Source organism: Shewanella alkalitolerans, assembly GCF_019457575.1.
GTDB lineage: Bacteria > Pseudomonadota > Gammaproteobacteria > Enterobacterales > Shewanellaceae > Shewanella > Shewanella loihica.
The window spans coordinates 628,958-655,145 of record NZ_CP080422.1 but is presented as its reverse complement, the minus strand read 5'-3'; the positions used below and the strand labels follow the sequence as shown (position 1 = coordinate 655,145).

General features: G+C 52.7%; 22 protein-coding genes and 8 tRNA genes. All 30 read right to left on the bottom strand.

Annotated elements, in window-relative coordinates; translation table 11 throughout:
* Positions 1 to 15: 15 nt before the first annotated feature.
* The 30 genes from astD to orn all read right to left on the bottom strand — a co-directional run bounded on the left by astD (position 16) and on the right by orn (position 26,159).
* Positions 16 to 1,476, bottom strand: a complete 1,461-nt coding sequence (gene astD, locus K0J45_RS02970; RefSeq protein ID WP_220045204.1) for a succinylglutamate-semialdehyde dehydrogenase — start codon at positions 1,474 to 1,476, stop codon at positions 16 to 18.
* 9 nt (positions 1,477 to 1,485) lie between these two features.
* Positions 1,486 to 2,505, bottom strand: a complete 1,020-nt coding sequence (gene astA, locus K0J45_RS02965; protein ID WP_220044175.1) for an arginine N-succinyltransferase — start codon at positions 2,503 to 2,505, stop codon at positions 1,486 to 1,488.
* Positions 2,506 to 2,641: 136 nt separating this feature from the next.
* Complete coding sequence (locus tag K0J45_RS02960; RefSeq protein WP_011864384.1) at positions 2,642 to 3,859, bottom strand: aspartate aminotransferase family protein; 1,218 nt, start codon at positions 3,857 to 3,859, stop codon at positions 2,642 to 2,644.
* Positions 3,860 to 4,473: 614 nt separating this feature from the next.
* On the bottom strand, positions 4,474 to 5,619 hold the full coding sequence (locus K0J45_RS02955) for an HDOD domain-containing protein (protein ID WP_220044174.1): 1,146 nt from the start codon (positions 5,617 to 5,619) through the stop codon (positions 4,474 to 4,476).
* 110 nt (positions 5,620 to 5,729) lie between these two features.
* Positions 5,730 to 8,216, bottom strand: coding sequence for a S9 family peptidase (locus K0J45_RS02950; protein WP_220044173.1), 2,487 nt, complete (start codon positions 8,214 to 8,216; stop codon positions 5,730 to 5,732).
* A gap of 169 nt (positions 8,217 to 8,385) precedes the next feature.
* Entirely contained in the window at positions 8,386 to 8,973 is a 588-nt protein-coding gene (locus K0J45_RS02945) for an aminodeoxychorismate/anthranilate synthase component II (protein WP_220044172.1), read from the bottom strand.
* A gap of 206 nt (positions 8,974 to 9,179) precedes the next feature.
* The gene (locus K0J45_RS02940) at positions 9,180 to 9,638 is read right to left on the bottom strand and encodes a ClpXP protease specificity-enhancing factor (RefSeq protein WP_220044171.1); all 459 of its coding nucleotides are present in this window, start codon (positions 9,636 to 9,638) and stop codon (positions 9,180 to 9,182) included.
* Between the two features lies 1 nt (position 9,639).
* On the bottom strand, positions 9,640 to 10,269 hold the full coding sequence (gene sspA / locus K0J45_RS02935) for a stringent starvation protein SspA (RefSeq protein ID WP_011864379.1): 630 nt from the start codon (positions 10,267 to 10,269) through the stop codon (positions 9,640 to 9,642).
* Positions 10,270 to 10,377: 108 nt separating this feature from the next.
* A complete protein-coding gene (locus K0J45_RS02930; RefSeq protein ID WP_011864378.1) occupies positions 10,378 to 11,079 on the bottom strand; it encodes a cytochrome c1 in 702 nt (233 codons plus the stop codon).
* Positions 11,079 to 12,293, bottom strand: coding sequence for a cytochrome b (locus K0J45_RS02925; protein ID WP_011864377.1), 1,215 nt, complete (start codon positions 12,291 to 12,293; stop codon positions 11,079 to 11,081). The genes K0J45_RS02930 and K0J45_RS02925 overlap by 1 nt, the downstream gene beginning before the upstream one ends.
* Positions 12,293 to 12,883, bottom strand: a complete 591-nt coding sequence (gene petA / locus K0J45_RS02920; RefSeq protein ID WP_011864376.1) for a ubiquinol-cytochrome c reductase iron-sulfur subunit — start codon at positions 12,881 to 12,883, stop codon at positions 12,293 to 12,295. Before petA ends, K0J45_RS02925 begins: the two co-directional genes overlap by 1 nt.
* A 334-nt stretch (positions 12,884 to 13,217) precedes the next feature.
* Positions 13,218 to 14,096, bottom strand: coding sequence for a protease modulator HflC (gene hflC, locus K0J45_RS02915; RefSeq protein ID WP_011864375.1), 879 nt, complete (start codon positions 14,094 to 14,096; stop codon positions 13,218 to 13,220).
* Between the two features lie 2 nt (positions 14,097 to 14,098).
* The gene (gene hflK, locus K0J45_RS02910; RefSeq protein WP_220044170.1) at positions 14,099 to 15,241 is read right to left on the bottom strand and encodes an FtsH protease activity modulator HflK; all 1,143 of its coding nucleotides are present in this window, start codon (positions 15,239 to 15,241) and stop codon (positions 14,099 to 14,101) included.
* A 43-nt stretch (positions 15,242 to 15,284) separates the two neighbouring features.
* Positions 15,285 to 16,583, bottom strand: coding sequence for a ribosome rescue GTPase HflX (gene hflX / locus K0J45_RS02905; RefSeq protein WP_011864373.1), 1,299 nt, complete (start codon positions 16,581 to 16,583; stop codon positions 15,285 to 15,287).
* 20 nt (positions 16,584 to 16,603) lie between these two features.
* Positions 16,604 to 16,882, bottom strand: coding sequence for an RNA chaperone Hfq (hfq, locus tag K0J45_RS02900; RefSeq protein WP_011864372.1), 279 nt, complete (start codon positions 16,880 to 16,882; stop codon positions 16,604 to 16,606).
* Positions 16,883 to 16,974: 92 nt separating this feature from the next.
* Positions 16,975 to 17,901, bottom strand: coding sequence for a tRNA (adenosine(37)-N6)-dimethylallyltransferase MiaA (miaA, locus tag K0J45_RS02895; RefSeq protein ID WP_220044169.1), 927 nt, complete (start codon positions 17,899 to 17,901; stop codon positions 16,975 to 16,977).
* The gene (gene mutL / locus K0J45_RS02890) at positions 17,894 to 19,789 is read right to left on the bottom strand and encodes a DNA mismatch repair endonuclease MutL (protein ID WP_220044168.1); all 1,896 of its coding nucleotides are present in this window, start codon (positions 19,787 to 19,789) and stop codon (positions 17,894 to 17,896) included. The genes miaA and mutL overlap by 8 nt, the downstream gene beginning before the upstream one ends.
* Before the next feature lie 9 nt (positions 19,790 to 19,798).
* Positions 19,799 to 21,118 (bottom strand): N-acetylmuramoyl-L-alanine amidase, encoded by a 1,320-nt coding sequence (locus K0J45_RS02885; protein WP_220044167.1) that lies wholly within the window; start codon positions 21,116 to 21,118, stop codon positions 19,799 to 19,801.
* Complete coding sequence (tsaE, locus tag K0J45_RS02880; protein WP_011864368.1) at positions 21,105 to 21,578, bottom strand: tRNA (adenosine(37)-N6)-threonylcarbamoyltransferase complex ATPase subunit type 1 TsaE; 474 nt, start codon at positions 21,576 to 21,578, stop codon at positions 21,105 to 21,107. The genes K0J45_RS02885 and tsaE overlap by 14 nt, the downstream gene beginning before the upstream one ends.
* Before the next feature lie 100 nt (positions 21,579 to 21,678).
* Complete coding sequence (locus K0J45_RS02875) at positions 21,679 to 23,157, bottom strand: NAD(P)H-hydrate dehydratase (protein ID WP_220044166.1); 1,479 nt, start codon at positions 23,155 to 23,157, stop codon at positions 21,679 to 21,681.
* 436 nt (positions 23,158 to 23,593) lie between these two features.
* Positions 23,594 to 24,049: a hypothetical protein gene (locus K0J45_RS02870; protein ID WP_011864366.1), complete on the bottom strand. Its 456-nt coding sequence runs from the start codon at positions 24,047 to 24,049 to the stop codon at positions 23,594 to 23,596.
* 392 nt (positions 24,050 to 24,441) lie between these two features.
* Positions 24,442 to 24,563 (bottom strand) — tRNA-OTHER (locus K0J45_RS02865).
* Between the two features lie 42 nt (positions 24,564 to 24,605).
* Positions 24,606 to 24,702: transfer RNA gene (locus tag K0J45_RS02860), tRNA-Gly, on the bottom strand.
* A gap of 39 nt (positions 24,703 to 24,741) precedes the next feature.
* Positions 24,742 to 24,841: transfer RNA gene (locus K0J45_RS02855), tRNA-Gly, on the bottom strand.
* A 39-nt stretch (positions 24,842 to 24,880) separates the two neighbouring features.
* A tRNA-Gly gene (locus K0J45_RS02850) sits at positions 24,881 to 24,987 on the bottom strand.
* A 39-nt stretch (positions 24,988 to 25,026) separates the two neighbouring features.
* Positions 25,027 to 25,102: transfer RNA gene (locus K0J45_RS02845), tRNA-Gly, on the bottom strand.
* A gap of 45 nt (positions 25,103 to 25,147) precedes the next feature.
* Positions 25,148 to 25,223 (bottom strand) — tRNA-Gly (locus K0J45_RS02840).
* A gap of 7 nt (positions 25,224 to 25,230) precedes the next feature.
* A tRNA-Gly gene (locus tag K0J45_RS02835) sits at positions 25,231 to 25,306 on the bottom strand.
* 45 nt (positions 25,307 to 25,351) lie between these two features.
* Positions 25,352 to 25,427: transfer RNA gene (locus K0J45_RS02830), tRNA-Gly, on the bottom strand.
* 186 nt (positions 25,428 to 25,613) lie between these two features.
* Positions 25,614 to 26,159: an oligoribonuclease gene (orn, locus tag K0J45_RS02825; protein ID WP_220044165.1), complete on the bottom strand. Its 546-nt coding sequence runs from the start codon at positions 26,157 to 26,159 to the stop codon at positions 25,614 to 25,616.
* Between the last annotated feature and the right edge of the window lie 29 nt (positions 26,160 to 26,188).

The window sequence follows — 26,188 nt, the reverse complement described above, 5'->3', positions numbered from 1 at the left end:
TCCCATGCTTGTTTACTAAAGGGTCAGACCCGGACTCAGGCTGGCTGGCATGGCCAGGGCATCGGCCTCGACCGAAGCGACCGGATAGGCACAGTAGTCGGCGGCATAGAAGGCGCTCGCCCTGTGGTTACCCGAGGCGCCAACGCCACCAAAAGGTGCCGAACCTGATGCGCCTGTGATCTGCTTGTTCCAGTTGACGATACCCGCACGGATACGCGCCAAGAAATAGTCGTAGTCTTCGCGGCTGTCCGCCAAGATACCGGCAGAGAGGCCATAGCGGGTGTCGTTCGCCAGCTTGATCGCCTCGTCGAAGTCTGTGTAGCGCACCACCTGCAGCAGTGGGCCGAAGTACTCTTCGTCTGGCAGCTCGATCACCTGAGTCACATCGATAAGACCAGGAGACACAAGGCCGGTACCGGCTTCCAGATGCTTAAGCTCAACCAGCGGTGTACCGCCCAGGTTGATCAGGTTACGTTGAGCTTCTACCATGCCTTTGGCCGCGGCCTCAGAGATCATAGAACCCATGAATGGCTGTGGCTGCGCATTCCAAGGACCCACCTTGATCTGCTTAACCGCCTCGGCCAGCTTAGCCAGCAGTGCATCGCCCTCGGCGCCCTTCTCCACATAGAGACGACGGGCACAGGTGCAGCGTTGACCCGATGAGATATAGGCCGACTGAATGATGTCGTGAACCGCCGCCAGGGTGTCTTTGACGCCCTTGATGATCAGCGGGTTGTTGCCGCCCATCTCCAGCGCCAGGATCTTACCCGGATGACCCGCGTATTGTTGGTGCAGGATGTGGCCCGTACGTGAGCTACCGGTGAAGAAGAGGCCGTCGATCTGCGGATGTGACGCCAGCGCCTTGCCGGTTTCCACTTCGCCTTGAACCAGGTTGATCACGCCAGCCGGCAGACCCGCCTTCTCCCACAGCTTGAGCATCAGCTCGGCCGTCTTAGGAGTGAGTTCAGATGGCTTGAACACGACTGTGTTACCCGCAAGCAGTGCAGGCACTATATGGCCGTTTGGCAGGTGGCCCGGGAAGTTATAGGGACCAAATACTGCCACCACACCGTGTGGCTTGTGACGCAGCACGGCGCGGCCGGCTGGGGTGTCGTTTTCTGAGGTGCCGGTACGCTTATGGTAAGCAGCTACCGACAGGCCGATCTTGCCGATCATAGCCCCCGCTTCGGTGGCGGTTTCCCACTGTGGCTTACCGGTTTCCTGAGCGATCACCTCGGCGATATCGCCCTTGTGAGCCTCGAGCTGGTCACGGTAGGCTTCGACAATCGCCAGGCGGGCATCGAAGCCCAGCATGAACCATTCGAACTGAGCGGCACGCGCCGCCTCAACCGCTGCGTTAACCTGCTCTGGGGTCGCCGTCTTGCTTTCCCAGATCACTTCTTGATTTGCTGGGTTCTTCGAGACCACGTCGTGTCCCAGACCGGCAACCCACTGGCCGTTAATAAATTGACTCATCATATATTCCTACATTGCCAAGACACGGATCTGTTCACCTTCGGCCACCAGCAGCGCACCGGCGAGCTCAGGTGACAGGATCACCTCGTCGGTTTCATCGCTGACCATCAAGTTGGCCGAGGTGGCGCGGTAACCCGCTAACAAAGTATTTGAGATAATAAAACTGCTGCGCGAGACAGGCATCTCGCCCACCTTGACCGTCAGCAGACGGCTCTCTCTCACCGAACGAATATCGTTAAGATTACACTCGACCGTTGGACCGCCATCGAAGATATCCACATAGCCACGGCATCTAAAGCCCTCTGCCTGCAGCAGATTAAGCGCCGGACGAGTGTTGGTGTGCACCTCGCCGATCACCTTCTGCGCCTCTTCGGGCAGCAGACAGACATAGACGCTGTTTTTCGGCATCATCTCGGCCATGAAGGCCTTCTGGCCCAAGCCCGATAGGTAGTCGGCCTGTACAAAGTCGATACCGAGGAAGTTCTTCTGCAGCCAGCCGTAGAAAGGCGAGTTGCCCTCGGCGTCGCTCTCGCCGCGCATCTCGGCGATCACTGTGTCGCCGAAGCGTTCGGCGTGCTGTGCCAGAAACAGGAAACGGCTGCGAGACAGCATGCGCCCGTTGTTGTTCTTACGGTAGGTGTCACGCAGAAACAGGGTACATAGCTCGGCGGCGCCCGTGTAGTCGTGACACAGGGTCAGGGTTTCCACCTCGTTGCGCACGTCGATCTGCTCAGAGTAGTAGACCTCAGTGCCCAGACGGTAGTGGTAAAACGCATCGACCATGCCGACCGCGGCCTCGAGTCCACAGGTACCGACCACTTCGCCAGTTTCTGTGTCTTCCAGTACCATAAGATAGCCTTCGTCGAAGGGCTTCTCGATCTCTTTAACGAACGAGGCCTCGACGCGGGCAATCTTATTTCTTAATAGTTCTTCATTGACGGGTAAAGACGTGAATCCATGACCTGACTCGATGGCGATCTGATACAAGGCATCGAAATCGCTCGATCGTATGGGGCGGATAATTAACATCTTCGGGTCTCCTCACTTGTCCTTGTCGTTCAAACGCAGACAGCCTTAACAATTAAGACCTATATGCCACGCTTGAGGTTCAAGGTTTTCTCTCAGACAAAAAAGCGCGGTTGTTATGCCGCGCTTATGCTGTCGCTTAGCCAGCTACAACCTTGGCTACTGCACGTTCGAAACGAGCAAGACCCTCGGCGATATCGGCCTCAGGGATAACAAGAGAAGGAGTAAAGCGGATCACGTTTGGACCGGCAATCAGGCACATCAGGCCTTCACTGGTACCGGCAACCAAGAAATCTTTCGAACGACCCTGGTACTGCTCGTTGAGCACGGCGCCCAGCAGCAGACCTTGACCGCGAACCTCGGTGAACACATGGTACTTTTCGTTGATCTGATTCAGACCATCACGTAGCAGCTGCTCGCGACGTTTAACACCATCGAGCACCTCAGGCGTGTTCACGACATCCAGTACCGCATTACCGATTGCACAGGCCAATGGGTTACCGCCGTAGGTTGAACCATGGGTACCAATCTTGAGGTGAGAGGCGATCTCAGTAGTCGTCAGCATGGCCGCGATAGGGAAACCACCACCCAGCGCCTTGGCTGTGGTGAGGATGTCAGGCGTCACTTCGGTGCGCATGTAGGCATAAAGCTCACCAAGACGGCCCACACCAGTCTGAACTTCATCGAAGATCACCAGGGCGTTGTGCTTGTCTGCCAGGGCACGCACGGCGCGCAGGAACTCAGGATCGGCGTCTATGATGCCGCCTTCGCCCTGTAGTGGCTCGAGCATGATGGCACAAGTCTTGTCAGACACTTCGGCTTCCAGCGCCGCGATGTCGTTAAATGGTAGGTGGGTAATAGACTGTGGCTTAGGACCAAAACCGTCTGAGTAGGCCGCCTGGCCACCCACGCTCACGGTGAAGAAGGTACGACCGTGGAAGGCCTTATCGAAGGCGATGATCTGATCCTTCTCGGCGCCAAATTTATCCAGAGCATAACGACGGGCCAGCTTAAGGGCCGCTTCGTTGGCTTCTGCACCTGAGTTAGCAAAATAAACCTTCTCGGCGAAAGTGGCCTCAACCAGCTTGGTAGCCAGTGCCAGTGCAGGCTCGTTAGTCATCACGTTGGCCAGGTGCCAGATCTTCTCGCCCTGCTCTTTCAGTGCGCCCACTAGCGCAGGATGACAATGACCAAGACAGTTCACCGCGATACCGCCGGCGAAGTCGACAAACTCGTTGCCTTCCTGGTCCCAAACACGGCTACCCTCACCACGGACAGGGATCACAGCCGAAGGTGCATAATTAGGCACCATTACTTCATCAAACTGGGCTCGGGTTAGCTTATGGTTCACGCTCATTCTACTCATCCTTTCAATGTTGCCGAAGGCTTCAATCGCCTGTCGTACCCGTCTTTTTCCAAAAAGCGACGCCTATCGGTGACGGTTATTTTGTTATCTAGGGGGACATTAATAGCGAAAACGTGATCAAAATACCAGTTCCTCCAGTCGAGCCTTCTTAGCATGTGCATAACAAATGCATAAAGATTTGAGCTTAAAGGTTATACAAGCGTTTATAACCTAGGCTTGAGCATAAATAGTCAGAAAAAAGTTTATCGACCCAAAATTCAACTAATAATGTAATTTTTATGAATATATAGTCACATTTTGACGTGGCGTGGATAGTAAAACATTTCCACAGCAAATAACACTAAAAAGCATCAGTAAAACAGTTCATTCTCACTGCCCTATTGTACACCGCCGTTTCCACTCTTTATTAGTTGGATGGGAGTGACCTGACAGACGCGGCCTGCAAGGTGAATGATGTCATCACTATCAATGGGATACATAGCGAAGGGTAAGGAGAAGGCGCCACTGTTAAGCTGAGTTTTGGGCGCCTTGGGAGAAGCTGCGCTTTACGGGCTAAGGGCTAACGCGAAGCGCTATAGGCCAGCACGCGATGTGCTAGCAGAGCTCTAATAAAGGTCTAGCTTGCGATAGTTCTGTCCCTTGAGGCGGATCTGCTCCTGCTCAGAGAGCTGATAATAGTCGAACATCATCTGCTTCTCTTTAGGCGAGATCAGCCGCATCTCATCGAGCATCAACACCTTGGCATAACAGCTGGCCCGGGCGACCAGAGCCGCCTCGGTCGACAACTCACTATAGCTGAGACAGGTATCCAGCTCCCTCTGGGTCTGGGTCAGTCCGCTGGCGGAGAAGTCCAGCAGCTCAGGCAGACGCCAGTTGAGAGTATGGGCATGTTGCAGCACCTGCTGGTAGATATCCTCGGCGGGAAATTCTGTGGCCAGCACGGCGTCATGCAGCTCCTTATCGCGACTGGCGCTGGCTTCCCTAAGCCAGTTACCCCAGATGCTCTCGTAGACCTTGGCGCCATTTTTCAGCACTACCGAGACCCCCAGCTGATAGAGCAGGCTACTGGTGTAGGCGGTGGCCATGTCCTGCTCGTTTAGCTGCGCCAGCGCCTTGGCCGCGATACCGGTAACCATGGCGTAACGCCACAGCTTACGTGTGGTCCAAAGCAGATTGGCATGCCCGGTTGGCAGCCAGTTACGCAAGCAGTAATAGGGGATCAGCAGCCTGAGGTTTTCGACACCGATGAAGTTGAGCACCAGCTTTATCTCGGTAACCTTCACATCCGAGCGCTGCTGTCGCTTATGACGAAACGAAGGACTGTTGACCATGTTGGTGAGATCCCGCGCCAGCCAGGGCAGATCGGCTATAAGCAGGCGCAACCGACTCAGATCCAGGTTCTTCTGCTGTAGCAGCTCCAGCATCAACATCTGACTCTGATTGATGCCGGCATGCTGAATCAAGAGTTCGGGAGACGCCAGTTGATTGTCCAGGGTGCTGTTGACCGTAGTGATCAGCTGCTTGGATACCGCCTCGTACACCTGCCGGGCCTGGATCTGCTTGGAGAGGCGCTCGAACACGGCGTCGCGCTCGATGGCGAGCTTATTGGCATCGTTTTCCAGTTCACGGTCTAAGTCATCAAACATGGAGGCCGCGGCCTTCTGCTTACCCACGATGATCTGTTTCAGAAGCCTGTGTTCGATATCTATGATGATGCCCGGACGGACACCACCGGCAATGGACTTTGCCACCTAAGCCGTTCTCCTCAGCTAATTGAGCGCATTAGGCTTATATTACACCAAATCACGCACTTGGCAGATCCCCTTGCAATAAAAAGGGCCTCGTATGAGGCCCTGGTCGGTTATTTAAGCTCTTGCTCGAACAACTTGAAGATGCGGCGGTATTCATCTAACCAGCTCGAAGGCTGACGGAAGCCGTGGGGCTCGACCGGATAGATGGCAGTCTCAAACATAGGCTTCTCCAGCTCGATCAGGCGCTGCACCAGACGCACGCTGTCCTGGAAGAAGACGTTATCGTCCAGCACACCACTCATCACCAACAGCGGCTTCTGCAGTCCCTGTGCGTGCTCGATGGGCGAGCTGCGCTCATAGGCGATAGCGTCCACATCCGGCGTGTTGAGAATGTTAGAGGTGTATGGCGCGTTATAGTGGGCCCAGTCGCTCACGGGGCGCAGCGCTGCACCGGCCTGGAACAGCTCTGGCTCGGTAAACAGCGCCATGAAGGTGAGGAAGCCACCGTAAGAGCCACCGTAGGTGCCGACGCGCTTAACATCCACATGGGTATTGGCCACCATCCAGTTAACGCCATCCTTCAGATCTTCCACCTCTGGATGGCCCATGTTGCGATAGATCGCCGTACGCCAATCGCGGCCATAGCCTTTAGAGCCACGATAGTCCATGTCCATCACCACATAGCCCTGCTGAGTCAGCAGATTGTGGAACATAAACTCGCGGAAGTAACCAGAGAAACCATAGTGAGCATTTTGCAGATAACCGGCGCCATGGTTGAAGATCACCGCAGGGTATTTCTCGGCCCGCGCCTTATCAAAGCCCTGTGGCAGATAGACTCTGGCATAGACATCGCCCGCACCATGGCTAGATGGCACCTTAACCACCTCTGGGGCCTGCCAAGCATATTGCTTGAAGGCATCCGAGGTGTAGTGGGTCAGCTGCTTAAGTTCACCGCCGATCGCCTGCACGTAGAGTTCGCTCGGCTGAGTACGACGAGAGGCCTTGAGCAGCAGCTTGCTGCCATCTGGGCTCAGGCTGTAATCCAGCTGGCCATCCCACTGGGTGAGCTGCTCGCTCTGGCCATCGGCAATGTTGACGCGATATACGTTGTCTATGCCTGGATGGTCCTTGTTGGCCTTGTAGTAGATATACTCGGCCTTGGGGCCTAGGGTGATATCGCTGACCACATACTTACCCTTGGTCAAGGCCTTTGGCTTAGCGCCGCTCGCCTTGAGGTAAAGGTGGGAATAGCCCGTCTCTTCCGAGAGGTAATAGAGGGTATCGCTCTGTGGCAACCAGCCGAACTGGTTGAAGTTGTAGTTAACCCAGGCATCGTCGTGCAGCCTGTGCTCTGTCTTCAGTGAGCCCGACTTGAGGTTGAGGGTGGCAATCCATCTGTCTTTGTTGTCCACCGCTTCGAGCATGATGGCGACCTTGTTGTCCTTGGCCTGCCACTGCATGGCGCTCTGGGTCCAGCCCCAGTCCTGCATCAGCTGCACCTTACGCGGTGCCTTCTCGCTCTTATAGGTCTCGCCCTTGGCTTTGGCATTTTCAGCCTTTACCGAGGCCAGCACGTCTTCATCGAAGCCGGTCAGGCCTTCGATGGTGATGTCACGCTTCTCATGCTGCTCGAGATCCAAGAGCACCAGACGCTCGCCGGGATACTTATCTTCGGCCACACGCGCCCTTGCAGGTACGGCATCCACATAACCTTGGCTACCCAGATAGTTAGGCATGATGTCATGCTCGGCGCGCCAGCTGTAGTTCTTGTCCACCAGTGACAGTAGCAGGTAGCGACCGTCCGGTGACAGGCTCATCTGGGAGACGATTTCCTCCTCGCCCAGATACCAGGTCTTGGCCGTCATGGTAGGATCTTGCTTGGCCAGCTCCGCCTGATATTGCTCTTTCTCTTTCGCCTGGTTCTGCTTGAGGGCGACATATTCAATCAGTCTATGCTGCTGCTTGGCGATATAGCTGCTAGGCGCCTCGACCCCTTTGGGCTGCTTGGCCATCTTGATGTTGGCGATCTGTTCATACAGGCCACTGTCGCCGTGAATGCGGAACACCTGCTCACCCTGCCAGTAGGCGATATCGCCATTGGTGAGGAAACGCACCCCGTCCACCTTAGTGTTTTGACGGGTCAGCTGCGACACCTTGCCGCTGAGCAGATCTTTAACGAACAGGTTGCCCTGATAAATATAGGCCTTGCGGCTGCGAGCCTCGTCCATCACGCCATACTGTTGATCCGCCTGATGCAGGGCATCAAGCGCTAGCTTGGCGGCCTCACCCGAGACGAGTGGCTGTTGATAGTAGTCCAGTAGCGGCGATTGATGGGCCTGACGGGCAAAGTAAACCGACTGGCTGTCGTCACTCCAATATTCGCCCTTAGCCAGGATACCCATCCAATCTGGATTGGCCATGATCTGTTTGAGGGTCAGCGGCTGCTCCACGCTTGGCGGCGTGGCTAACGCCACCTGAGTGCTTGCCTGAGTCGTTACCTGAGTCTGTTGAGTATCGCTTGAAGGGGTGGCTGCACAGCCCCCCAAGATGGTGAGGGTCAAAATGCTGAGACCAAATCCACGAAACGCGCCCGTCATCGTCCTTCCTTATTATTTATGTCGCCGAGGCAAAGCCCCAGCCTTGTTATTTTGCTGCCTTTTATATCACAAAATGGGGGGCGGACGAGGATGTGGGCGGGATAAAACTTGTAACAGTTTGAAAAAGAATTGGCCTAATTCGATCGCGGCACTAGGCTCGAGCACCCTTTTAGTTACTGGAAGGAATGCTCTGCTTGACGAAATTTGCCAGCAGTTCGAGTCCCTGCTCGGTCAGGATAGATTCGGGATGAAACTGCACGCCAAACAGGCCAAGCTCGGGCCGACTCATGGCCATGATCTCCCGGCCGTGAACCGGGTCATCGAACCAAGCATCCAGGGTAAAGTCCTTAGGCAACTGCTCGACCAGGAGGGAGTGATAACGGGTGACGGTGAGCGGTTGACTCAGCCCGGTAAACAGGCCTTTGCCAGTATGAGCGATAGCGCTGGTCTTGCCATGCATCACCCGCTTGGCACGCACCACCTGTGCCCCGAAGGCCTGGGCGATCGCCTGGTGGCCGAGACAGACCCCCAATATGGGCAGCTTACCGGCGAAGGCCTTAATGGCCTCGAGGGAGATACCCGCCTCGTTAGGCGAACAGGGACCGGGTGAGATCACCAACCTGGTCGGCGCTAAAGCCTGGATGTCGGCGAGGCTAAGCTCATCGTTACGCCTGACGACAATCTCCTCCCCCAGCTGCTGAAAATACTGCACCAGGTTGAAGGTAAAGGAGTCGTAATTGTCGATCATCAGGATCATGAATAGAGTGCTCGTGTATATTGGGGGTGAGTTGCGGGTGTGAGTTACGCCGCATTTTTCTGGCGCAGATGCTAACACAGAGTCCAGGCGGGATCATCCATTCTACTGACGCCTCGGGCCTACCTCCTGCTATGCCCTCACCCATGCCTGCCTTTTCTCGGGCACAAAAAAACCAGCCTAAGCTGGTTTTTTCTCGTTCGCGCCGGTTATTTCACCAGGGTGAGATGACCGCGACGTTTCGGCTTATCATTCTCGGCAGAAGCTTCGGCCACAGCCGGTTCTTCTGTCTTAGGCTCATCGACCACTGAGAGGCCCAAGTCGCGGGCATCGGCCTCGAGCTGATAGGCTTCTTCCTGATCGAAAACTGTGCCAGCGCCATTTTCTCTGGCGTAGATGGCGACGATAGAGGCCATAGGCAGTACCACCTGTTGCGGTACGCCGCCGAAGCGGGCATTAAACTCGATGAAGTCATGACCTATCTGCAAATTACCCACGGCACTGGCGGTAATATTAAGCACTATCTGTCCATCTTTCACATACTGCTGCGGTACTTGGGTACCGGGCACATAAGCGTCGACCACCACATGAGGGGTCAGCTCGTTATCCATGAGCCAGTCGTAATAGGCCTGTAACAGGTAAGGACGGTTAGGGGTCATAGGTTTCATCTTAGATACCCATGCGCATTTCGCGCTCAGCCTCGGTCAAAGACGCCTTGAATGAGTCACGGTCAAATAGACGTGTCATGTAGGCTTTAACTTCCTTGGCGGTACGGCTGTCCAGCTCGATGCCCAGTACAGGCAGACGCCACAATAGTGGGCCTAGGTAACAGTCGGCCAGACCAAACTCTTCGGCCATGAAGTAAGGCATCTCGTTGAAGATAGGGGCAATAGAGGTCAGGCTCTCCTGAAGCTCTTTACGCGCCTCATCGGCACGGTCACCCTTACGAATGCGATCGACCAGGCTATACCAGTCGTTTTCGATACGGTGCATCATCAGACGCGTCTGGCCACGGGAAACCGGGTAGACAGGCATCAGAGGTGGATGCGGGAAACGCTCATCCAGGTATTCCATAATGATGCGTGAGTTATAAAGCACCAACTCACGGTCAACCAAAGTTGGCACTGTGTTGTATGGGTTTAGCTCAATAAGATCTTCAGGCATATCGCTAGGATCCACCTGCAGAACATCGACAGTCACTCCCTTTTCCGCCAAGACGATACGGACTTGATGGCTATAGAGATCGTCGGCGCCTGAAAACAGGGTCATGATTGAGCGTTTATTGGCAGCAACAGCCATTGATACCCTCCAAGATTTAAATATGAAAGCTAAAAAAGCAAAAACAAACGAGGGGCAAAGCCCCCCGTTTATAATATGCGGATAATATATTCTAACCTCTATTGGGGGTTAGTGTACATCTTTCCAGTACTCTTTCTTCAAGAGGTAGGCCACAATAAAGAAAATAAACAGGAAGCCCATTACCCACCAACCTAAGCTTTCACGCTCAAGTTTTACCGGCTCGCCTGAGTAAACCAGGAAGCCTGTGATGTCACGAACGACTTGATCATATTCTTCGGCAGTCAGCTTTCCACCAGTAGCAACGAAGCTACCGTCTTCTTGCTTAACCTGCAGACCTTGCAGCTCTTGCAGTACGTGCGGCATAGCCACTGACGGGAAGACAGTGTTGTTTACACCAAATGGACGAGTCTCATCTTTGTAGAAGCTCTTCAGGTAGGTGTAGATCCAGTCTTCGCCACGTACACGTGCAACCAGAGTTAGATCCGGTGGCGCTGCACCGAACCATTTCGCCGCGTCGACTTCAGGAATCGCATTTTCCATCAGGTCGCCGACTTTGGCATCGCCGTTGAGCATATACTTGTTACGCATATCGTCAACTGAGATACCCAGGTCTTCTGCTACACGGTTGTAACGCTGGTACTGAGTACTGTGACAGCCTGAGCAGTAGTGCTGGAAAGTATCCAGACCACGTTGCAGTGACTCTTTGTCTTTCAGGTCGACGTTAGCACTTTCTAGATGAACATGGGCACCACCTGCAGCAAACGCAAGAGATGGTACTAATGTAACTAATGCAATCAGTAATTTTTTCATTAGTGGGTCAACCTCTCTGGTACAGGCTTAGTTTTCTCATTCTTACTGTATAACCACAGCGCTAAGAAGAAACCGAAGTATGTCAGAGTGAAGACGCGCGCAGCGATTGTCAGCGTTGGCGTCGCAGGTACGGCACCCAGGTAGCCTAAGATAACGAAAGATACGGCAAACTGACCAATGTTCAGCTTATGAATCATGCTACGGTAGCGGATTGACTTAACCTTACAACGATCTAACCAAGGTAGAACGAAGAGTACGGCAATCGCTAGCCCCATACCCACAACCCCTAACAGCTTGTCAGGAATCGCACGTAGGATGGCGTAGAATGGTGTGAAGTACCAAACTGGCGCAATGTGCTCAGGTGTCTTCATCGGGTTAGCCGCTTCGAAGTTTGGCTTCTCGAGGAAGTATCCACCGCCTTCAGGCATGAAGAACAATACGTAGCAGAAGACGATCAGGAAGCCAGCGACGCCCATGATATCTTTTACTGTGTAGTAAGGGTGGAATGGGATACCGTCTTTCGGCCAGCCATTCTCATCTTTGTTCTTCTTGATCTCGATACCGTCTGGGTTGTTAGAACCCACTTCGTGCAGAGCGATCAGGTGTAGGAACACCAGAACCACAAGCACCAATGGCAGCGCGATAACGTGTAGCGCGAAGAAACGGTTCAGTGTCGCACCAGAAACCACGAAGTCACCACGAATCCATAGTGTCAGGTCGTCACCGATAACAGGGATAGCACCAAACAGAGAGATAATTACCTGTGCGCCCCAGTAAGACATCTGTCCCCAAGGAAGTAGGTAACCCATGAAAGCTTCAGCCATCAGTACGAGGAAGATCAACATACCGAACAGCCACAGCAGCTCACGAGGCTTCTGATAAGAACCGTAGATCAGACCACGGAACATGTGCAGATAAACCACCACAAAGAAGGCCGATGCACCGGTTGAGTGCATGTAACGCAGCAACCAGCCATACTCGACATCACGCATGATGTATTCGATAGAGGCGAAGGCACCTTCTGCGGTTGGTACATAGTTCATGGTCAACCAGATACCGGTCAGCAGCTGGTTAACCAGTACTAGCATGGCTAGCGAGCCAAAGAAGTACCAGAAGTTGAAGTTGGTCGGCGTCGCATATTGACCTACGTGACGGTTGTAGGTCGCCGTCATAGGGATGCGCGCATCAATCCAATCGATAATATTCTTAACCATTATGCAGCCCCCTGGTCGACACCGATGATCACGTTGCCGTCATCAATGTATTGATGAGGTGGAACAACTAGGTTCAACGGCGCTGGAACACCCTGGAATACACGACCAGCCATATCAAACTTAGAGCCATGACATGGGCAGAAGAAACCAGAAGCGACGCCTTCAACCTGTTCACCGAATGTATCAGGCAGATACGTTGGAGAACAACCTAAGTGCGTACACAGACCAACGGCAATAAAGTACTCAGGCTTGATTGAGCGAACGGCGTTCTGCGCGTAGGCAGGTTGTTGCTCTTCGTTAGACGCTGGATCGCGCAACTTATCATCGTGAGTAGCAAGACCCTTTAAGATCTCTTCAGTGCGGCGGACAACCCATACAGGCTTTCCACGCCATTCAACACGGATCAGCTGACCCGGCTCTAACTTACTAATATTTACTTCTACCGGCGCACCTGCAGCTTTCGCTTTGGCACTCGGATTCCACGACTTTATAAAAGGAACCGCTACAGCGACGGCACCAGCACCACCCACTACGGCGGTTGCTGCGGTCAGGAATCTGCGACGTCCGGTATCGACTGGCGCATTGCTCATCCACTTATCTCCAGAGAGTGTTGGAATTTTTGTTTTAAAAATTTTTGAAATTGGGGTTTTACCCCAAAGCGCAAAAATCAAATTTGAGGCGGGGCTCATTATAGCCAAAAATTAGAAGCAGATCATAGTAAAACAAAGCACAAAGTTAACTATGTTAGGAAATTGCTCATTCTAGAAGAAAATGTGCAGCAAGAGCGGGATAAAACTGTCAGGATTTTACCTGATAAAATGGTAAACGAGAATAACAATCAAAACTAAATTAGTAACTTGCAGAAATAAGCGATAAAAAAGCCCGAACTCGTCGGGCTTTAATCTCAATAATCCTCAATGAGAACTATTTCGCGTCTGCGCTCTTCATATACTTGAAGAAATCACCTTCCGGCTCGAGCACCATAACGTTAGAGCCGTTACCGAAACTCGCCTGATAAGCCTCAAGACTACGCAGGAAAGAGAAGAACTCAGGGTCCTTCTTATAAGCATCGGCGTAGATCTTAGCGGCGATGGCATCACCCTCACCACGCACCTGCAACGCCTTACGCTCGGCTTCTGCGATCTGAATGGTCACGCTGGCATCAGTCTTGGCGCGAATGATCTCAGACTGCTCCTTACCCTGAGCGCGGTGCTCTTTAGCCACAGCGGTACGCTCGGCGCGCATACGCTGGTAGATGCTAGAGCTCACGTTGGCAGGCAGGTTGATCTGCTTAACACGCACGTCGACCACCTCGATACCCAGATCCTGGGCGCTATCAGAGGCGTTTCGCAGCGCATCCTGTTGCAGTTCATCGCGGCTACCCGAGACGATATCCTTAATGGTGCGACGACCAAACTCGGTACGCAGGTCGTTGTTGATCTTACGCTGAAGCAGAGACTCCGCCTGAACCTTATTACCACCATTGGTCGCGAGATAGTACTTCTCGTGATCTTTGATGCGCCACTTCACGTAAGAATCGACCATCAAGTCTTTCTTCTCTGAGGTCACGAAGCGATCCGCCGCGCCATCCATGGTCTGGATGCGAGAGTCGAGATACTTGATCTTATCGATCACCGGCAACTTAATATGCAGACCCGGCTTATAGATGCGGGTTACACCCTCATCTTTGATGATCTTACCAAAGCGCGACACGATAGCGCGTTCACCCTCGTTGACCACCATCAGGGACGATAGACCCATAGCGACTAAGATGGCCGCAATAATAACAGATAATCTACCCATGATTAGTTTCTCCCCTGGCGAGTGCGGTCGCTACGAGAAGGCCTTCCATCTAACGGCATGCCAACACTATTTACTATGCTGTTAACTGAGTCATTGACCGAGTCCACCTCGACAGGCTTGCTGGTCTTGGTCTGTGGACGCTGCTCCATTAACTTATCCAGTGGCAGATACATCATGTTGTTGCCCGCCTTCGAATCCACCAGCACCTTGTTGGTACCCGAGAGGACATTAGACATGGCATCGATGTAGAGACGATCACGCGTCACTTCTGGCGCCGCCTTATATTCAGGCAACAGCTTCTCGAAGCGAGCCACCTTACCGCGAGCCTCTAGGATCTCACGCTCTTTATAGGCGTTCGCCTGCTGCTCCATGCGCTGCACCGTACCGCGAGCCTTAGGCTCAACTTCACGAGAATAAGCTTCGGCTTCACGAATGAAACGCTGCTCATCTTCCTGTGCAGCGATAGCGTCATCGAAGGCGTCTTTCACCTCTTCCGGCGGACGAGCCGGCAAGAAGTTCACGTCGCGGATCTCTATGCCCAGGTTATAAGGCTTGATGATGCGCTCGACCTCTTCCCAGGTGTCACGACGGATCTGATCACGACCTGTGGTCAAGATATCGTCCATCTTGTTGTGGCCCACCACATAACGCAGCGCGCTATCGGTAGCCTCACGCAGGCTCGAATTGGCATCGACCGCGCTAAACAGGTAACGATAGGCATCGACCACAATATACTGTACATCCAGCTCCACTAGGACGACGTTCTCGTCGGCGGTGAGCATGCTGCCCGAGGCTGGAATTGAGCGAACGTTGCTCACGTTCACCGGGAAGACTTCATCGATGAAGGTCGCCTTCCACTGTAGGCCCGGCTCCACTTGGCCAATATACTTGCCAAAGCGTAGCGCCACACCCTTTTCGGCTTCTTTCACCGTATAGAAACCTGACAGGCCCCATACGACAACGGCGATGCCTAATACAATGATAAAACCTAGCGCGCTGAATCCACCGCCAGCGCCATTTCCTTTACCCCCAAAACGCTTCGAAATATTCTTAAATACTTCGTCGAGATCTGGCGGCCCCTTGTCATTGCCGTTCTTGTTTCCCCAAGGGTCTTGACCCTTGTTACCGGGCTCGTTCCAAGCCATTTAGCACTCCATAGGTGTATGAAATAAACGAGATTACTAAAAACTACTCTATTGCTGCGGTTTCAACAATAAAGGTTTCCAACTCCCCTTGGCTCTGCTTCGCTAATCGGTGCCAGTCGGCCTCCAACAAACGAACAGACAAGATACAGTTCCCCAGATCGTCATACTCTTTCTGCTGTATCACATCCAGTCGATAAAACTGACCAAGATAATGCCCGGCCGTCGCCGGAATTCGCAAGGTAAGCTCCAATATGGCCCGTCCAACCAACTGGTTGATGGCCTTTTCGAGCAAATCCAAGCCTAGACTCTGCTGGGCCGAAACCCAAACACGTATAGGGACCCCATCGCCGTCATAGTCGATCTTAGGTCCCACATCTTCCAACAGATCTATCTTGTTACAGACGATCAACTGTGGAATCTCTTCGGCACCAATCTCTTTGAGTACGAGCTGTACCTGTTCAAAATTGTCGCCCATGTTTTCATCAGCACTGTCGACCACATGCAGCAAAAGATCCGCTTCGCGGGTTTCCTGCAGGGTGGCCTTAAACGCCGCCACGAGATCATGGGGAAGGTGTCTGATGAAACCGACCGTATCGGCCAAAATGACCGAACCGTCTTGTAAGTCTAACTTACGCAGGGTCGGATCGAGTGTCGCAAACAGCTGGTCGGCGGCATAGACCTCGGAGACGGTCAAGGCGTTAAATAGGGTCGACTTACCGGCGTTGGTGTAACCCACCAAAGACACGGTGGCGAGCTCGCTTCGCTGCCTCGCCCGGCGACTCTGTTCACGCTGTTTATCGACCTTTTCCAGCCGCTTGTTGATGGTCTTGATGCGACCACGCAGCAGACGTCTGTCGGTTTCCAGCTGGGTTTCACCCGGTCCCCGCAGGCCGATACCACCTTTTTGCCGTTCAAGGTGAGTCCAACCACGAATCAGGCGCGTCGACATGTGGCGCAATTGCGCTAGCTCCACCTGCAACTTACCCTCATAGGTCCTGGCGCGCTGAGCAAAAATATCCAAAATCAGCGTCGTACGGTCTAAGACCCGACACTGACAGATCAGCTCAAGATTACGCTCTTGTGCAGGACTCAAGGCGTGGTTAAAAATCACCACATTGGCGTCAGTGGCGGCAACCATGGCTGCCAACTCTTCCGCTTTACCTGTACCAACAAAATACTTTCTATCTGGAGAACGACGACTTCCCGTGATCACGCCAACGGTTTCAGCGCCTGCCGATTCGACCAATAAACGAAGTTCGGTAATATCTTCCCTACTGTCTTCATCTGAAAAGTCGATATGGACAAGTACTGCAGCTTCTCCCGCCTCATAGCGTTCAAACAAAAATCGAACTCCTCAGGAAATTACTCAGCGCTATCGTCATGTGATGCATTGTAACCCGCCGCCTGGTTAGGCGTGTTGTGATGGCTGCTCACGTTAAATGGACGCGCAGGCACCACGGTAGAGATAGCGTGCTTATAAACCATCTGGCTGACAGTGTTCTTCAATAAAATAACAAACTGATCGAATGACTCAACTTGTCCCTGAAGCTTGATACCGTTAACTAGGTAGATAGATACCGGAACGCGTTCACGTCGTAATGCGTTCAAAAATGGGTCTTGTAAAGATTGCCCCTTTGCCATTATGTAATTTCCTTTTTATTAAAATTAATTAAAACCTAATACAGCATCAATTTCTGGTTTGGTTTTAGTATTATATAGAGTGAATGAATTAGCTAGCGACAATGCTCTAATAGTCGCGCCAGATTAGATTCATCCCCACTCTCCAGCCAATTTAGATCAGCCCATCCTCGCAACCATGTTAATTGACGCTTGGCCAATTGCCTAGTCGCAACTATGGATTTTTCGACCATAGTATCATAGTCATATTCCCCATCGAGATACTGCCACACCTGGCGATATCCGACACATCTCATCGAAGGTAGGTCTAGATGCAGATCCTCTCGCGCCTTGAGCCGCTGCACCTCTTCGACGAAACCTTGATTTAACATCAATTTGAATCTTTCTGCTATAGCAAGGTGTAGCACTTTGCGATCTTTCGGCGCTATGCCAAATTGCACCACCTTATAGGGCAAGGCATCGGCCTTCACCTGGGTCAACTCGGTCAGACTCTTGCCGCTAATTCGGTATACCTCGATCGCCCGCGACAGACGCTGGGGATCGTTCGGGTGGATCCGCTCTGCCGATACAGGGTCAATCTGACGCAGCTCGTCATGTAGCGCCTGCCAACCCTTGGCTTCGACCTCTTTGGCTATCTCGGCCCGAATCCCCTCATCTGCAGATGGCAATGGCGACAGGCCTTCGAGTAGCGCCTTGAAATAGAGCATGGTGCCACCCACCAGCAGAGGCGTCTTGCCCGCGGCGAGGATCGCTTCGATGTTAGCGATGGCGTCGCTGCGAAAATCCGCCGCCGAATAGCTCTCACTGGGATCGCGAATATCGATCAAGCGATGGGGCGCCCGGCTAAGCTCTTCCTGGGTCGGCTTGGCGCTGCCAATATCCATGTCTCGATAGATGAGCGCCGAGTCGACCGAGATGATCTCGCAGTTATGCTGCTCGGCCAATGCCATCGCGAGCGCTGTCTTACCCGACGCCGTCGGCCCCATCAGGGTGATAATTGTCGGCTGACTCTCGCTATTCACTCGTTTGCTCACCTAACCATGTTTGCCAAGGCATTACCTTGGCCAAAGATAAAATTTCTTGCTGCTGCGACTCGGCTAACCCCATGAGGTCGGCCCAGAGTCGACTCGCCGAATTAAACTGTTCACCCGACTGGTTCACCAACCAGTTAACCAGGGCTTCCATTGTCGGCTCTTCGAAGCGAATCCACTGGAGAAACTCAGGGATCACGCTCGCCAGCTGACTCTGCCTTAGATATGGGGGCACTTTTTTAATTATCAACTGGCCGAGGCGAATAGTTAGCTCTAAACCCAATTTTCTAACCAAAAGCTCTCTTTCGACCAAGGTTTGCTGCCAATCTTCATCCACCTTGACCGACACAGGCATCAACAGCGGCTGACCAATCAGCCCCGCATCCAGCTTGGCTTCAATCTCGCGGCGGGTCACTTCGCGCGCCGCACAGCTAAGACTCAATAGCGCCAGCTCACTTCCCCTGACTAAGAGCCAATATTGACCGTCGAGCACCTGAGGCATGGGCGCAAGATGGCTGTCATCTGCTTGGTTTTCCTGACTCGACACGCCTGGCGTGGTCATCAACTGGGCATAACTATCGACTGCCGCCTGGCTAGGAAGCTCCGCGCTTGCATAGCTGCGCCCTCGCCCGCCAGACTGGCCGCCACCATAGCTGCTCATCTGGGTCTCTTGCACTCTCTGGCCACCTGCCTGGCGACCGGCTTCGCGCTCGCCATAGGCTGGGCGTTCATTCGCAAGCCCTACCGCGTTTTCTTCGGTATCGCCATGGGCAATCTGATTGGAGCCTGTGTCACTTTGCTGAGTCTGTAGCGGACGAATATAGGATGCAGAACTATCCTGGTCAGTTACCTGACTTTTCTGAGCGGTCTCGAAGGCTAACTCGCTCGACTGATGCAGCGCCGATTCCAGCGCCTGCAGGATAAAGTCATGCACATATCGGCTCTCGTGGAAGCGCACCTCATGCTTGGCGGGATGCACGTTAACATCCACCTGATGGGGATCCAGGTTCAGCATGAGCACGAAGGCGACCTGCTCCCCCTGCAGCTGCTGGGCAAAGGCCTGACGCACCGCATGATTGACCAGGCGGTCACGCACCAGGCGGCCGTTTACATAGAAATATTGGGTATCGCCAACCGCCATCTCGCTAAATGGCGACTGAATGTAGCCGCTGAGGCTAAGGCCATTATGATTACAATCGACCCTGAGGGCATTATCGGCGAAGGCCTTGCCGCTGACCTGCGCCAAGCGCTGCAGATACTGCGCCTCTGTCTTGGCCGGGCGGTAATTACGCACCTGCTTGCCATTGTGCTTGAGGGTAAAATGGATCTCGCTGCGAACCAGAGCGATACGCTTAAGCCACTCATCGATATGGGTAAATTCTGTCTTGTCGCTCTTTAAGAAGCGACGTCTGGCCGGGGTATTGAAGAAGAGATCCGCCGCCTCGACCGTCGAACCGACAGGGTGCGCCGCCGGGATAACCCTGACCGCCATCTCGGAGCCCTCGGCATAGGCCTGCCAGGCCTCACTCTGCTCCTGCGTGCGGGAGGTCAACGTCAGGCGGGATACCGAACTGATACTGGCCAGCGCCTCGCCGCGAAAGCCAAAGCTTAAGATGGCATCGAGGTCGTCTAACGAGGCCAGCTTAGAGGTGGCATGACGGGACAGGGCCAGGCTCAGCTCCTCCTTGGGGATGCCTGAGCCGTTGTCGGTGATCTTAATCAGCTTGCTGCCGCCCTTGTCTATTTCGATATCGACCCGGGTCGCTCCGGCATCCAGGCTGTTCTCGACCAACTCCTTGATCACAGAGGCAGGACGCTCTACCACCTCCCCGGCGGCAATCTGGTTAGCCAGTTGAGGAGGCAAAATACGTATGGTCATCTTGGCTCCTTAGGCCCGGGGAATGATCAGCTTCTGACCGATGTAGAGGGTGTTGGACTTGAGCTTATTGGCCTTCTTGATGCTATCGACCGACACCTGGTAACGGTGGGCGATGACAGACAATGATTCACCTGCGGTCACCTTATGTTTGATGCCGCTCTTACTGGCCATCATGGTATTGGCCGGAGGGTTATTCTCGAAATAGCGCACCACGCCTTTGTGGACGGCGTTGGCGATATTGTTCTGGTGATCCCTCTGGGTCAACAGGCGCTCCTCTTTGTGGTTCGAGATAAAGCCAGTCTCCACCAGGATAGAGGGAATATCCGGCGACTTGAGTACCGCCAGGCTAGCCGCCTCGGGCTTATGCTTGTGCAGGCGAGTCACCTTGCCGAGATTAGCCAGCACATCACCGGCGATGTTATGGCTGATCGCCATGGATCTGTCCATCGACATGTCCAGCAGGGTCATGGCCAGATACTGTTCGTTATCCGCGTTCTGGATAATCTCACCGGCACCACCCAGCAGCTCAGAGTGCTTCTCTTTCTGCTCTAACCAACGACCGATCTCACTGTTGGCACGGCGCATCGACAGCACCCACACAGAGGCTCCTTGTGGTTGCGGTGAGGTAAAGGCGTCGGCGTGAATCGACACCAGCAGGTCGGCCTTGCTGTTGCGGGCGATCTCCGAGCGTTTGTTCAGATTGACAAAGTAGTCACCGGAACGTGTCATGATGGCGCGCATGCCCGGCGTGGCGTTGATCTTGGCCTCCACCTTCTTAGCTATCTGTAGCGCCACCTTCTTCTCATAGGTGCCAGAGGGGCCGATGGAGCCGGGATCGTCGCCGCCATGGCCGGCATCGATGGCCACTATGATGTCCCTAAGCTTCTGCTCAGGCTCGACCTTTACCGTCTTAGGACTCTGGTTGCCCCCTTCGAGATCCACCACCAGACGATTGCCGTAGGGCGCCGTGGGCGACAGGGCAAAGAGGTTAGCCTTGGCAGGCTTAACCAGATCGATCACCAGCCTAAGGGTGCCTTTATTGGGCGGCTTGCTGATACGCACCCGCTTAACCAGCTTACTGTTGTTCTCTATCTTATTGAGATCCAGCCCGGTAGCCGTGGTCGTCAGATCCACCACCAAACGGTAGGGACTGGTGAGGGTGAAGTGAGAATATTTTGGCGGCTCACGCAGATCAAACACCACCCGCGTGGATTCTGGTGCCGCCCAGATACGTACACCTTCCAATTTATTTGCGCTGTAGGCAATGGAAGGAATGCATAGCAAGACAATCAATAATAGGCGTTTTATTAGTGACTCAGTTCTTATCATTATTATGTAAACTATCTAACAAAATCTCTCCGGCGCGCGAGTGCGCCGTCAGCATGACCTCTCGGCCCTGTTGATGATACTGAATATGGATCGCCAGATCCGCCTCGGGCAGTAAGCCGACGCCCTTATCGGGCCACTCGACAATACACAGGCTCGACTCGGTAAAGTAGTCTCGAATCCCCATAAATTCGAGCTCTTCTGGATCACTTAGTCTATATAGATCAAAATGATACACATCAATATCACCTAGCTCATAGGGCTCAACCAGCGTGTAGGTCGGACTCTTCACCGCCCCCTTATGTCCCAGGCTCTGAATGAGGCCACGACTAAAGGTTGTTTTCCCCGCCCCCAGTTCACCACTCAAATAGAGGGTCAATGGCGGCTTGATCGCACTGGCTAGCCTTTGACCTAAGCTAACGGTTTCTGCTTCATTTTCAAGATAAACTTTTACTGGTGTCATCGTATCTATCGCTAATTAAGGACAATCCTTTTTTGAGCCAGATACTTTAACCTAAACCGGCGTTTATCTAAACAGACATTACTGTATTTTAATGCTGAGGCTAAATCTTATCGACCAGGGCGCGTATGTGAGCAAACAGATCGCAGGCCAACATGCCTCGCTCACCATCTTTCGCGGCCAGATCCGCTGCCGCCCCATGAACCACCACTCCGGCGCTCGCCGCCTCCATCTTAGCCATTCCCTGGGCCATCAAGGCCGCTATGATGCCGCCTAGCACATCACCGCTACCGCCGCTGGCGAGCCCAGGATTTCCCACCGGCGCCACATGACACACCTTACCATCATAGATAAGAGTGCCAGCGCCCTTGAGTACCACCACGCCGCCATATTTAGCCTGCAAGGCATAGACGGCGGCGAAGCGATCCGCCTCTACCTCGGCGATGCTAATCCCCAACAACCTGGCGGCTTCACCACTGTGAGGGGTCAACACCCAGTTGCTTTGGCGTGAAGGCTCGAGCGCCAGCAGATTAAGCGCATCGGCGTCCATCACGCAGGGCTTGTCGCTCAGGCCTGTCGCCTTAAGCAGGTTGTAGCCCCAGTCGTGTTTACCCAGTCCGGGTCCAATCAGCAGAATATCCGCCCAACCCAAGCGTTGGTAAACCTCCATATCTACCAGCTCGCAGCCCCAGAACATAATTTCCGGTCGTCCCGAGTTCACCACGGTAAGATGCTCCGGCCTTGAGATCACTGCCACCAATCCGGCACCCGCCCGCAGACAGCTCTCGGCGGCCAGACGTGGCGCCCCGGCCATGCCAATATCGCCGCCGATAACGGTCACCTTGCCGCAGGCCCCCTTGTGGCTGTTCTGCGCCCTGGCGGGCAATCCAAGATCGGTCAGTCTGTGGGCAATGTTAAGCACCTTAGACTCAGGTAGATACTCCTGCAAACCGATATCGGCAAACCAGAGCCTGCCGACACAGTCCCTGGCCTTACCCGTGATCAGTCCCTGTTTCGGCGCGCCAAAGGTCAGGGTCACATCGGCCTTTACCGCTAGCTGACCGGCGCCGGTATCCACATCGATACCCGATGGCACATCTAAGGATAAGATCCAGGGCGAATAACGATTGATCGCCACTATCACCTCGGCAAAGGGGGCGCGTAGCTCACCCTTGACCCCCGTGCCTAGCAGGCCATCGACGATGACCTCGACCTCCTTGAGCGCCTCTTCATAGTCAGATAGCTGATGCCCGCCCGCGGCGATGAAGGCCGCCTTGGCGTAGCTGATCCCCTCCCCCGGCTCTGGACGCTCCACCGCATAGAGGGCGACATCACAGCCAGATTCGAGCAGCAGGGTGGCGCAGATATAGGCATCGGCGCCATTGTTGCCATAACCCGCCAATACCAAAATTTTGCTATTGAGCTTGCCCTCTCGTTGCAGTAACTCGAAGGCCGACTGTCCGGCGCTGTCGATCAATTGGCACAAGTTAGTCTCACCGGACGCGATCAAGCGCGCTTCGGCATCACGTATCATCTGCGCCGTATATAAGGCCGATGGTAGCTGCCCGTCACTAAATAACATCTGGATTCTCCTTAACAAGACTCATCACCGGGGCGGGTTACCCTAAGCCTAAGCATATTCGATATTTGAGTTTTTAATCGCCAATAGATTCCGCTTAAACACCAGAGAATGTAAGAAGTTTGATCTGGCACAATAAATTCGCCGACTAAGCGACAAAAAGGCCAACGAGGCGATAACAAAACATTTCATCAAACTGAATCGAACTCGCTAATCAGTCAGTCAAATTACTGAGCTAGGTGTGCTAAAAATCGCGATATAGATGCAAGAAAGTGAAAATTTTGCTCTAGCGCAAGAATAAAAAAGCAATGAAAAAGAGTTAGCTATAAATACCTAACTGCAATTGTCCTGGCATAAACAAAAAAAGGCGCCCAAGGCGCCTTTTTATTAAATTTCTCACTAGCAACCGGCTAGAAAGCTCAACTTAAATGAGCTCAGATTATATGTCTTCCATTCTCAGGCTGCTGTGCACCAGACGTTGCTGCTGGATCTTCTCGACACGCACCAGATCGTTGAGTGCGTTCTTCACATCACCCGGTACAGAGGATTCCGCCGTCTTCTCAAACAAGCCGATCAGACGGTTGTCGAGATCCAGGTGCAGCTCCAACAGATCATCTTCGTTCATGTTGGCCGCAGGAATCACCTCCTGGCAGCGTTTGATGAAGTCTTCAAACACGATATCGTTGTACCAGAGTTCCAGCAGACGGCGTGGCGCCTCTTCGATGTAGTCATCGATCTTCTGAGAAACTTCTTTCTCATGTTGTTGCAAATACTCCAGCATCAATTTCACGCGAGACGAGTCTACCGCACTGTGCAAACGCGCATATAAACGGGCCATTTCCAAGCGACACTTAGAGACATATGCCAACTGTTCATTAAGTTGTTGAAATCTCATCTTTCCTTCTCCAATCGATGCCAAGTTTTAGGCGTTAATACTGATTTAATTTCATTATGGGAGTAATTAGCACAGTTTTTTTTGAACAATGTCATAGTTTGCGCACTTCTGAAGTCGCTACATTAGACAAGCTTAAAGAATTTTATCTCACATCACGCAAATGGCATTTTTGTGATCTTCACGCCGATAAAGGGCCAATAATCGCTAGTTTAAGGGCTTTATGGACAAAAAAGACCATGAACGACTCACTAAAATAATCGTCCGAAAATGAATAAAAATTCATCAGGGTAATTGCCATGACACGGAATCGATTACAGCCAAAAAAGACGACTAGATGACTCTCAGGGTACAAACCAAGGGGAACAGGAAGCTGAAACAAGCGGGGGAAAATTTGGCGCGACATAACGGGTTCGAATCGGTAAATCTAAAAACTCGACCTATGTCTTCTCGATCTAAGACTTGGCAAGGTATCGGCCTTTTGCTCTATACACAGAGTCAACTGAGCTAATGTCGCAATGTCGAATTAGATGATTGGTACTAGCGGGAGAAAATTTGCAGCGACATATAGGGTTCGAAACAAACAACCGATGGCCTAACCTTGGCAAGGTATCGCCTTTTTGCTCTATACAAAGAGTCAACTGAGCTAATGTCGCAATGCCGAATTAGATGGCTGGTACTAGCGGGAGAAAATTTGGAGCGACATATCGGGTTCGAAACAAACAACCGATGGCCTAACCTTGGCAAGGTATCGCCCTTTTGCTCTATACAGAGAGTCAACTGAGCTAATGTCGCAAGGCCGAATTAGATGATTGGTACAAGCGGGAGAAAATTTGGAGCGACATATCGGGTTCGAATCGGTAAATCTAAAAACTCGACCTATACCTTGGCAAGGTATCGCCCTCTTGCTCTATACAGAGAGTCAACTGAGCTAATGTCGCAATGTCGAATTAGATGATTGGTACTAGCGGGAGAAAATTTGGAGCGACATATCGGGTTCGAACCGATGACCTATACCTTGGCAAGGTATCGCTCTACCAACTGAGCTAATGTCGCAAAATCTGTGAGTCTGGATATTGGTGTAGCCAAACTTTTGTAATTTGGAGCGACATATCGGGTTCGAACCGATGACCTATACCTTGGCAAGGTATCGCTCTACCAACTGAGCTAATGTCGCATAAACTTGGAGCGACATATCGGGTTCGAACCGATGACCTATACCTTGGCAAGGTATCGCTCTACCAACTGAGCTAATGTCGCAAAATCTGTGAGTCTGGATATTGGTGTAGCCAAACTTTTGTAATTTGGAGCGACATATCGGGTTCGAACCGATGACCTATACCTTGGCAAGGTATCGCTCTACCAACTGAGCTAATGTCGCATAAATTTTTTCGAGCTAAATTAACTGTCATTATCAACAAAAGGTATCGCCTTTCACCTTTTATCAACTGAGCTAATGTCGCATTTCAATCTTTACCAGCGCACACGCCAGTAAAAAGTTGAGGCCGCATTATAGGAGAATTTCGCCCCTCTGCAACCCCCTAATTTAAAATTTTCTACCGTTTGGTCAAATTTTAAATACTTTCTCACGATAATATTGGAGTTCGGCGATCGACTCCTGGATATCAACCAGTGCCTGATGGGTCCCCTGCTTCTTAAAACCGTCCATCACCTCTGGCTTCCAGCGACGCACTAACTCTTTGACAGAGCTGACATCTATGTTGCGGTAGTGGAAATAATCTTCCAAAGTCGGCATGTAACGATTCAAGAAACGTCTATCCTGACCTATGCTGTTGCCGCACATTGGCGATACACCGGCTGGTACATGCTCGGATAAGAAGGCAATCGTCTGAGTGATGGCATCTTGCTCGTTGAAGTCACTCGCCCTGACTCTGTCGATCAGACCCGACTCACCGTGATGCTTCTGGTTCCAGTCATCCATCGCCGCAAGCACATCTTCACTCTGATGGATGGCAATCACCGGCCCTTCCGCCAAGATGTTCAATTCCTTGTCGGTCACAATCGTAGCTATCTCAATGATTCTGTCGACCTCGGGCTCTAGTCCCGTCATCTCCAGATCTACCCAGATCAGATTTGTTTCATCTGCAGCCATATATCTGCCTTATCAATACGTGTTTGCCT

Excerpts from the sequence above, each read along its gene's own strand:
- K0J45_RS02950 (WP_220044173.1), bottom strand. The coding sequence starts at position 8,216 with ATGACGGGCGCGTTTCGTGGATTTGGTCTCAGCATTTTGACCCTCACC.
- hflC (WP_011864375.1), bottom strand. The coding sequence starts at position 14,096 with ATGGGTAGATTATCTGTTATTATTGCGGCCATCTTAGTCGCTATGGGT.
- K0J45_RS02875 (WP_220044166.1), bottom strand. The coding sequence starts at position 23,157 with ATGTTATTTAGTGACGGGCAGCTACCATCGGCCTTATATACGGCGCAG.
- hfq (WP_011864372.1), bottom strand. The coding sequence starts at position 16,882 with ATGGCAAAGGGGCAATCTTTACAAGACCCATTTTTGAACGCATTACGA.
- astA (WP_220044175.1), bottom strand. The coding sequence starts at position 2,505 with ATGTTAATTATCCGCCCCATACGATCGAGCGATTTCGATGCCTTGTAT.
- astD (WP_220045204.1), bottom strand. The coding sequence starts at position 1,476 with ATGAGTCAATTTATTAACGGCCAGTGGGTTGCCGGTCTGGGACACGAC.
- tsaE (WP_011864368.1), bottom strand. The coding sequence starts at position 21,578 with ATGACACCAGTAAAAGTTTATCTTGAAAATGAAGCAGAAACCGTTAGC.
- hflK (WP_220044170.1), bottom strand. The coding sequence starts at position 15,241 with ATGGCTTGGAACGAGCCCGGTAACAAGGGTCAAGACCCTTGGGGAAAC.
- orn (WP_220044165.1), bottom strand. The coding sequence starts at position 26,159 with ATGGCTGCAGATGAAACAAATCTGATCTGGGTAGATCTGGAGATGACG.
- petA (WP_011864376.1), bottom strand. The coding sequence starts at position 12,883 with ATGAGCAATGCGCCAGTCGATACCGGACGTCGCAGATTCCTGACCGCA.
- K0J45_RS02870 (WP_011864366.1), bottom strand. The coding sequence starts at position 24,049 with ATGAGATTTCAACAACTTAATGAACAGTTGGCATATGTCTCTAAGTGT.
- K0J45_RS02925 (WP_011864377.1), bottom strand. The coding sequence starts at position 12,293 with ATGGTTAAGAATATTATCGATTGGATTGATGCGCGCATCCCTATGACG.
- K0J45_RS02960 (WP_011864384.1), bottom strand. The coding sequence starts at position 3,859 with ATGAGCGTGAACCATAAGCTAACCCGAGCCCAGTTTGATGAAGTAATG.
- K0J45_RS02885 (WP_220044167.1), bottom strand. The coding sequence starts at position 21,118 with ATGATAAGAACTGAGTCACTAATAAAACGCCTATTATTGATTGTCTTG.
- K0J45_RS02930 (WP_011864378.1), bottom strand. The coding sequence starts at position 11,079 with ATGAAAAAATTACTGATTGCATTAGTTACATTAGTACCATCTCTTGCG.
- K0J45_RS02940 (WP_220044171.1), bottom strand. The coding sequence starts at position 9,638 with ATGAAACCTATGACCCCTAACCGTCCTTACCTGTTACAGGCCTATTAC.
- sspA (WP_011864379.1), bottom strand. The coding sequence starts at position 10,269 with ATGGCTGTTGCTGCCAATAAACGCTCAATCATGACCCTGTTTTCAGGC.
- mutL (WP_220044168.1), bottom strand. The coding sequence starts at position 19,789 with ATGACCATACGTATTTTGCCTCCTCAACTGGCTAACCAGATTGCCGCC.
- K0J45_RS02945 (WP_220044172.1), bottom strand. The coding sequence starts at position 8,973 with ATGATCCTGATGATCGACAATTACGACTCCTTTACCTTCAACCTGGTG.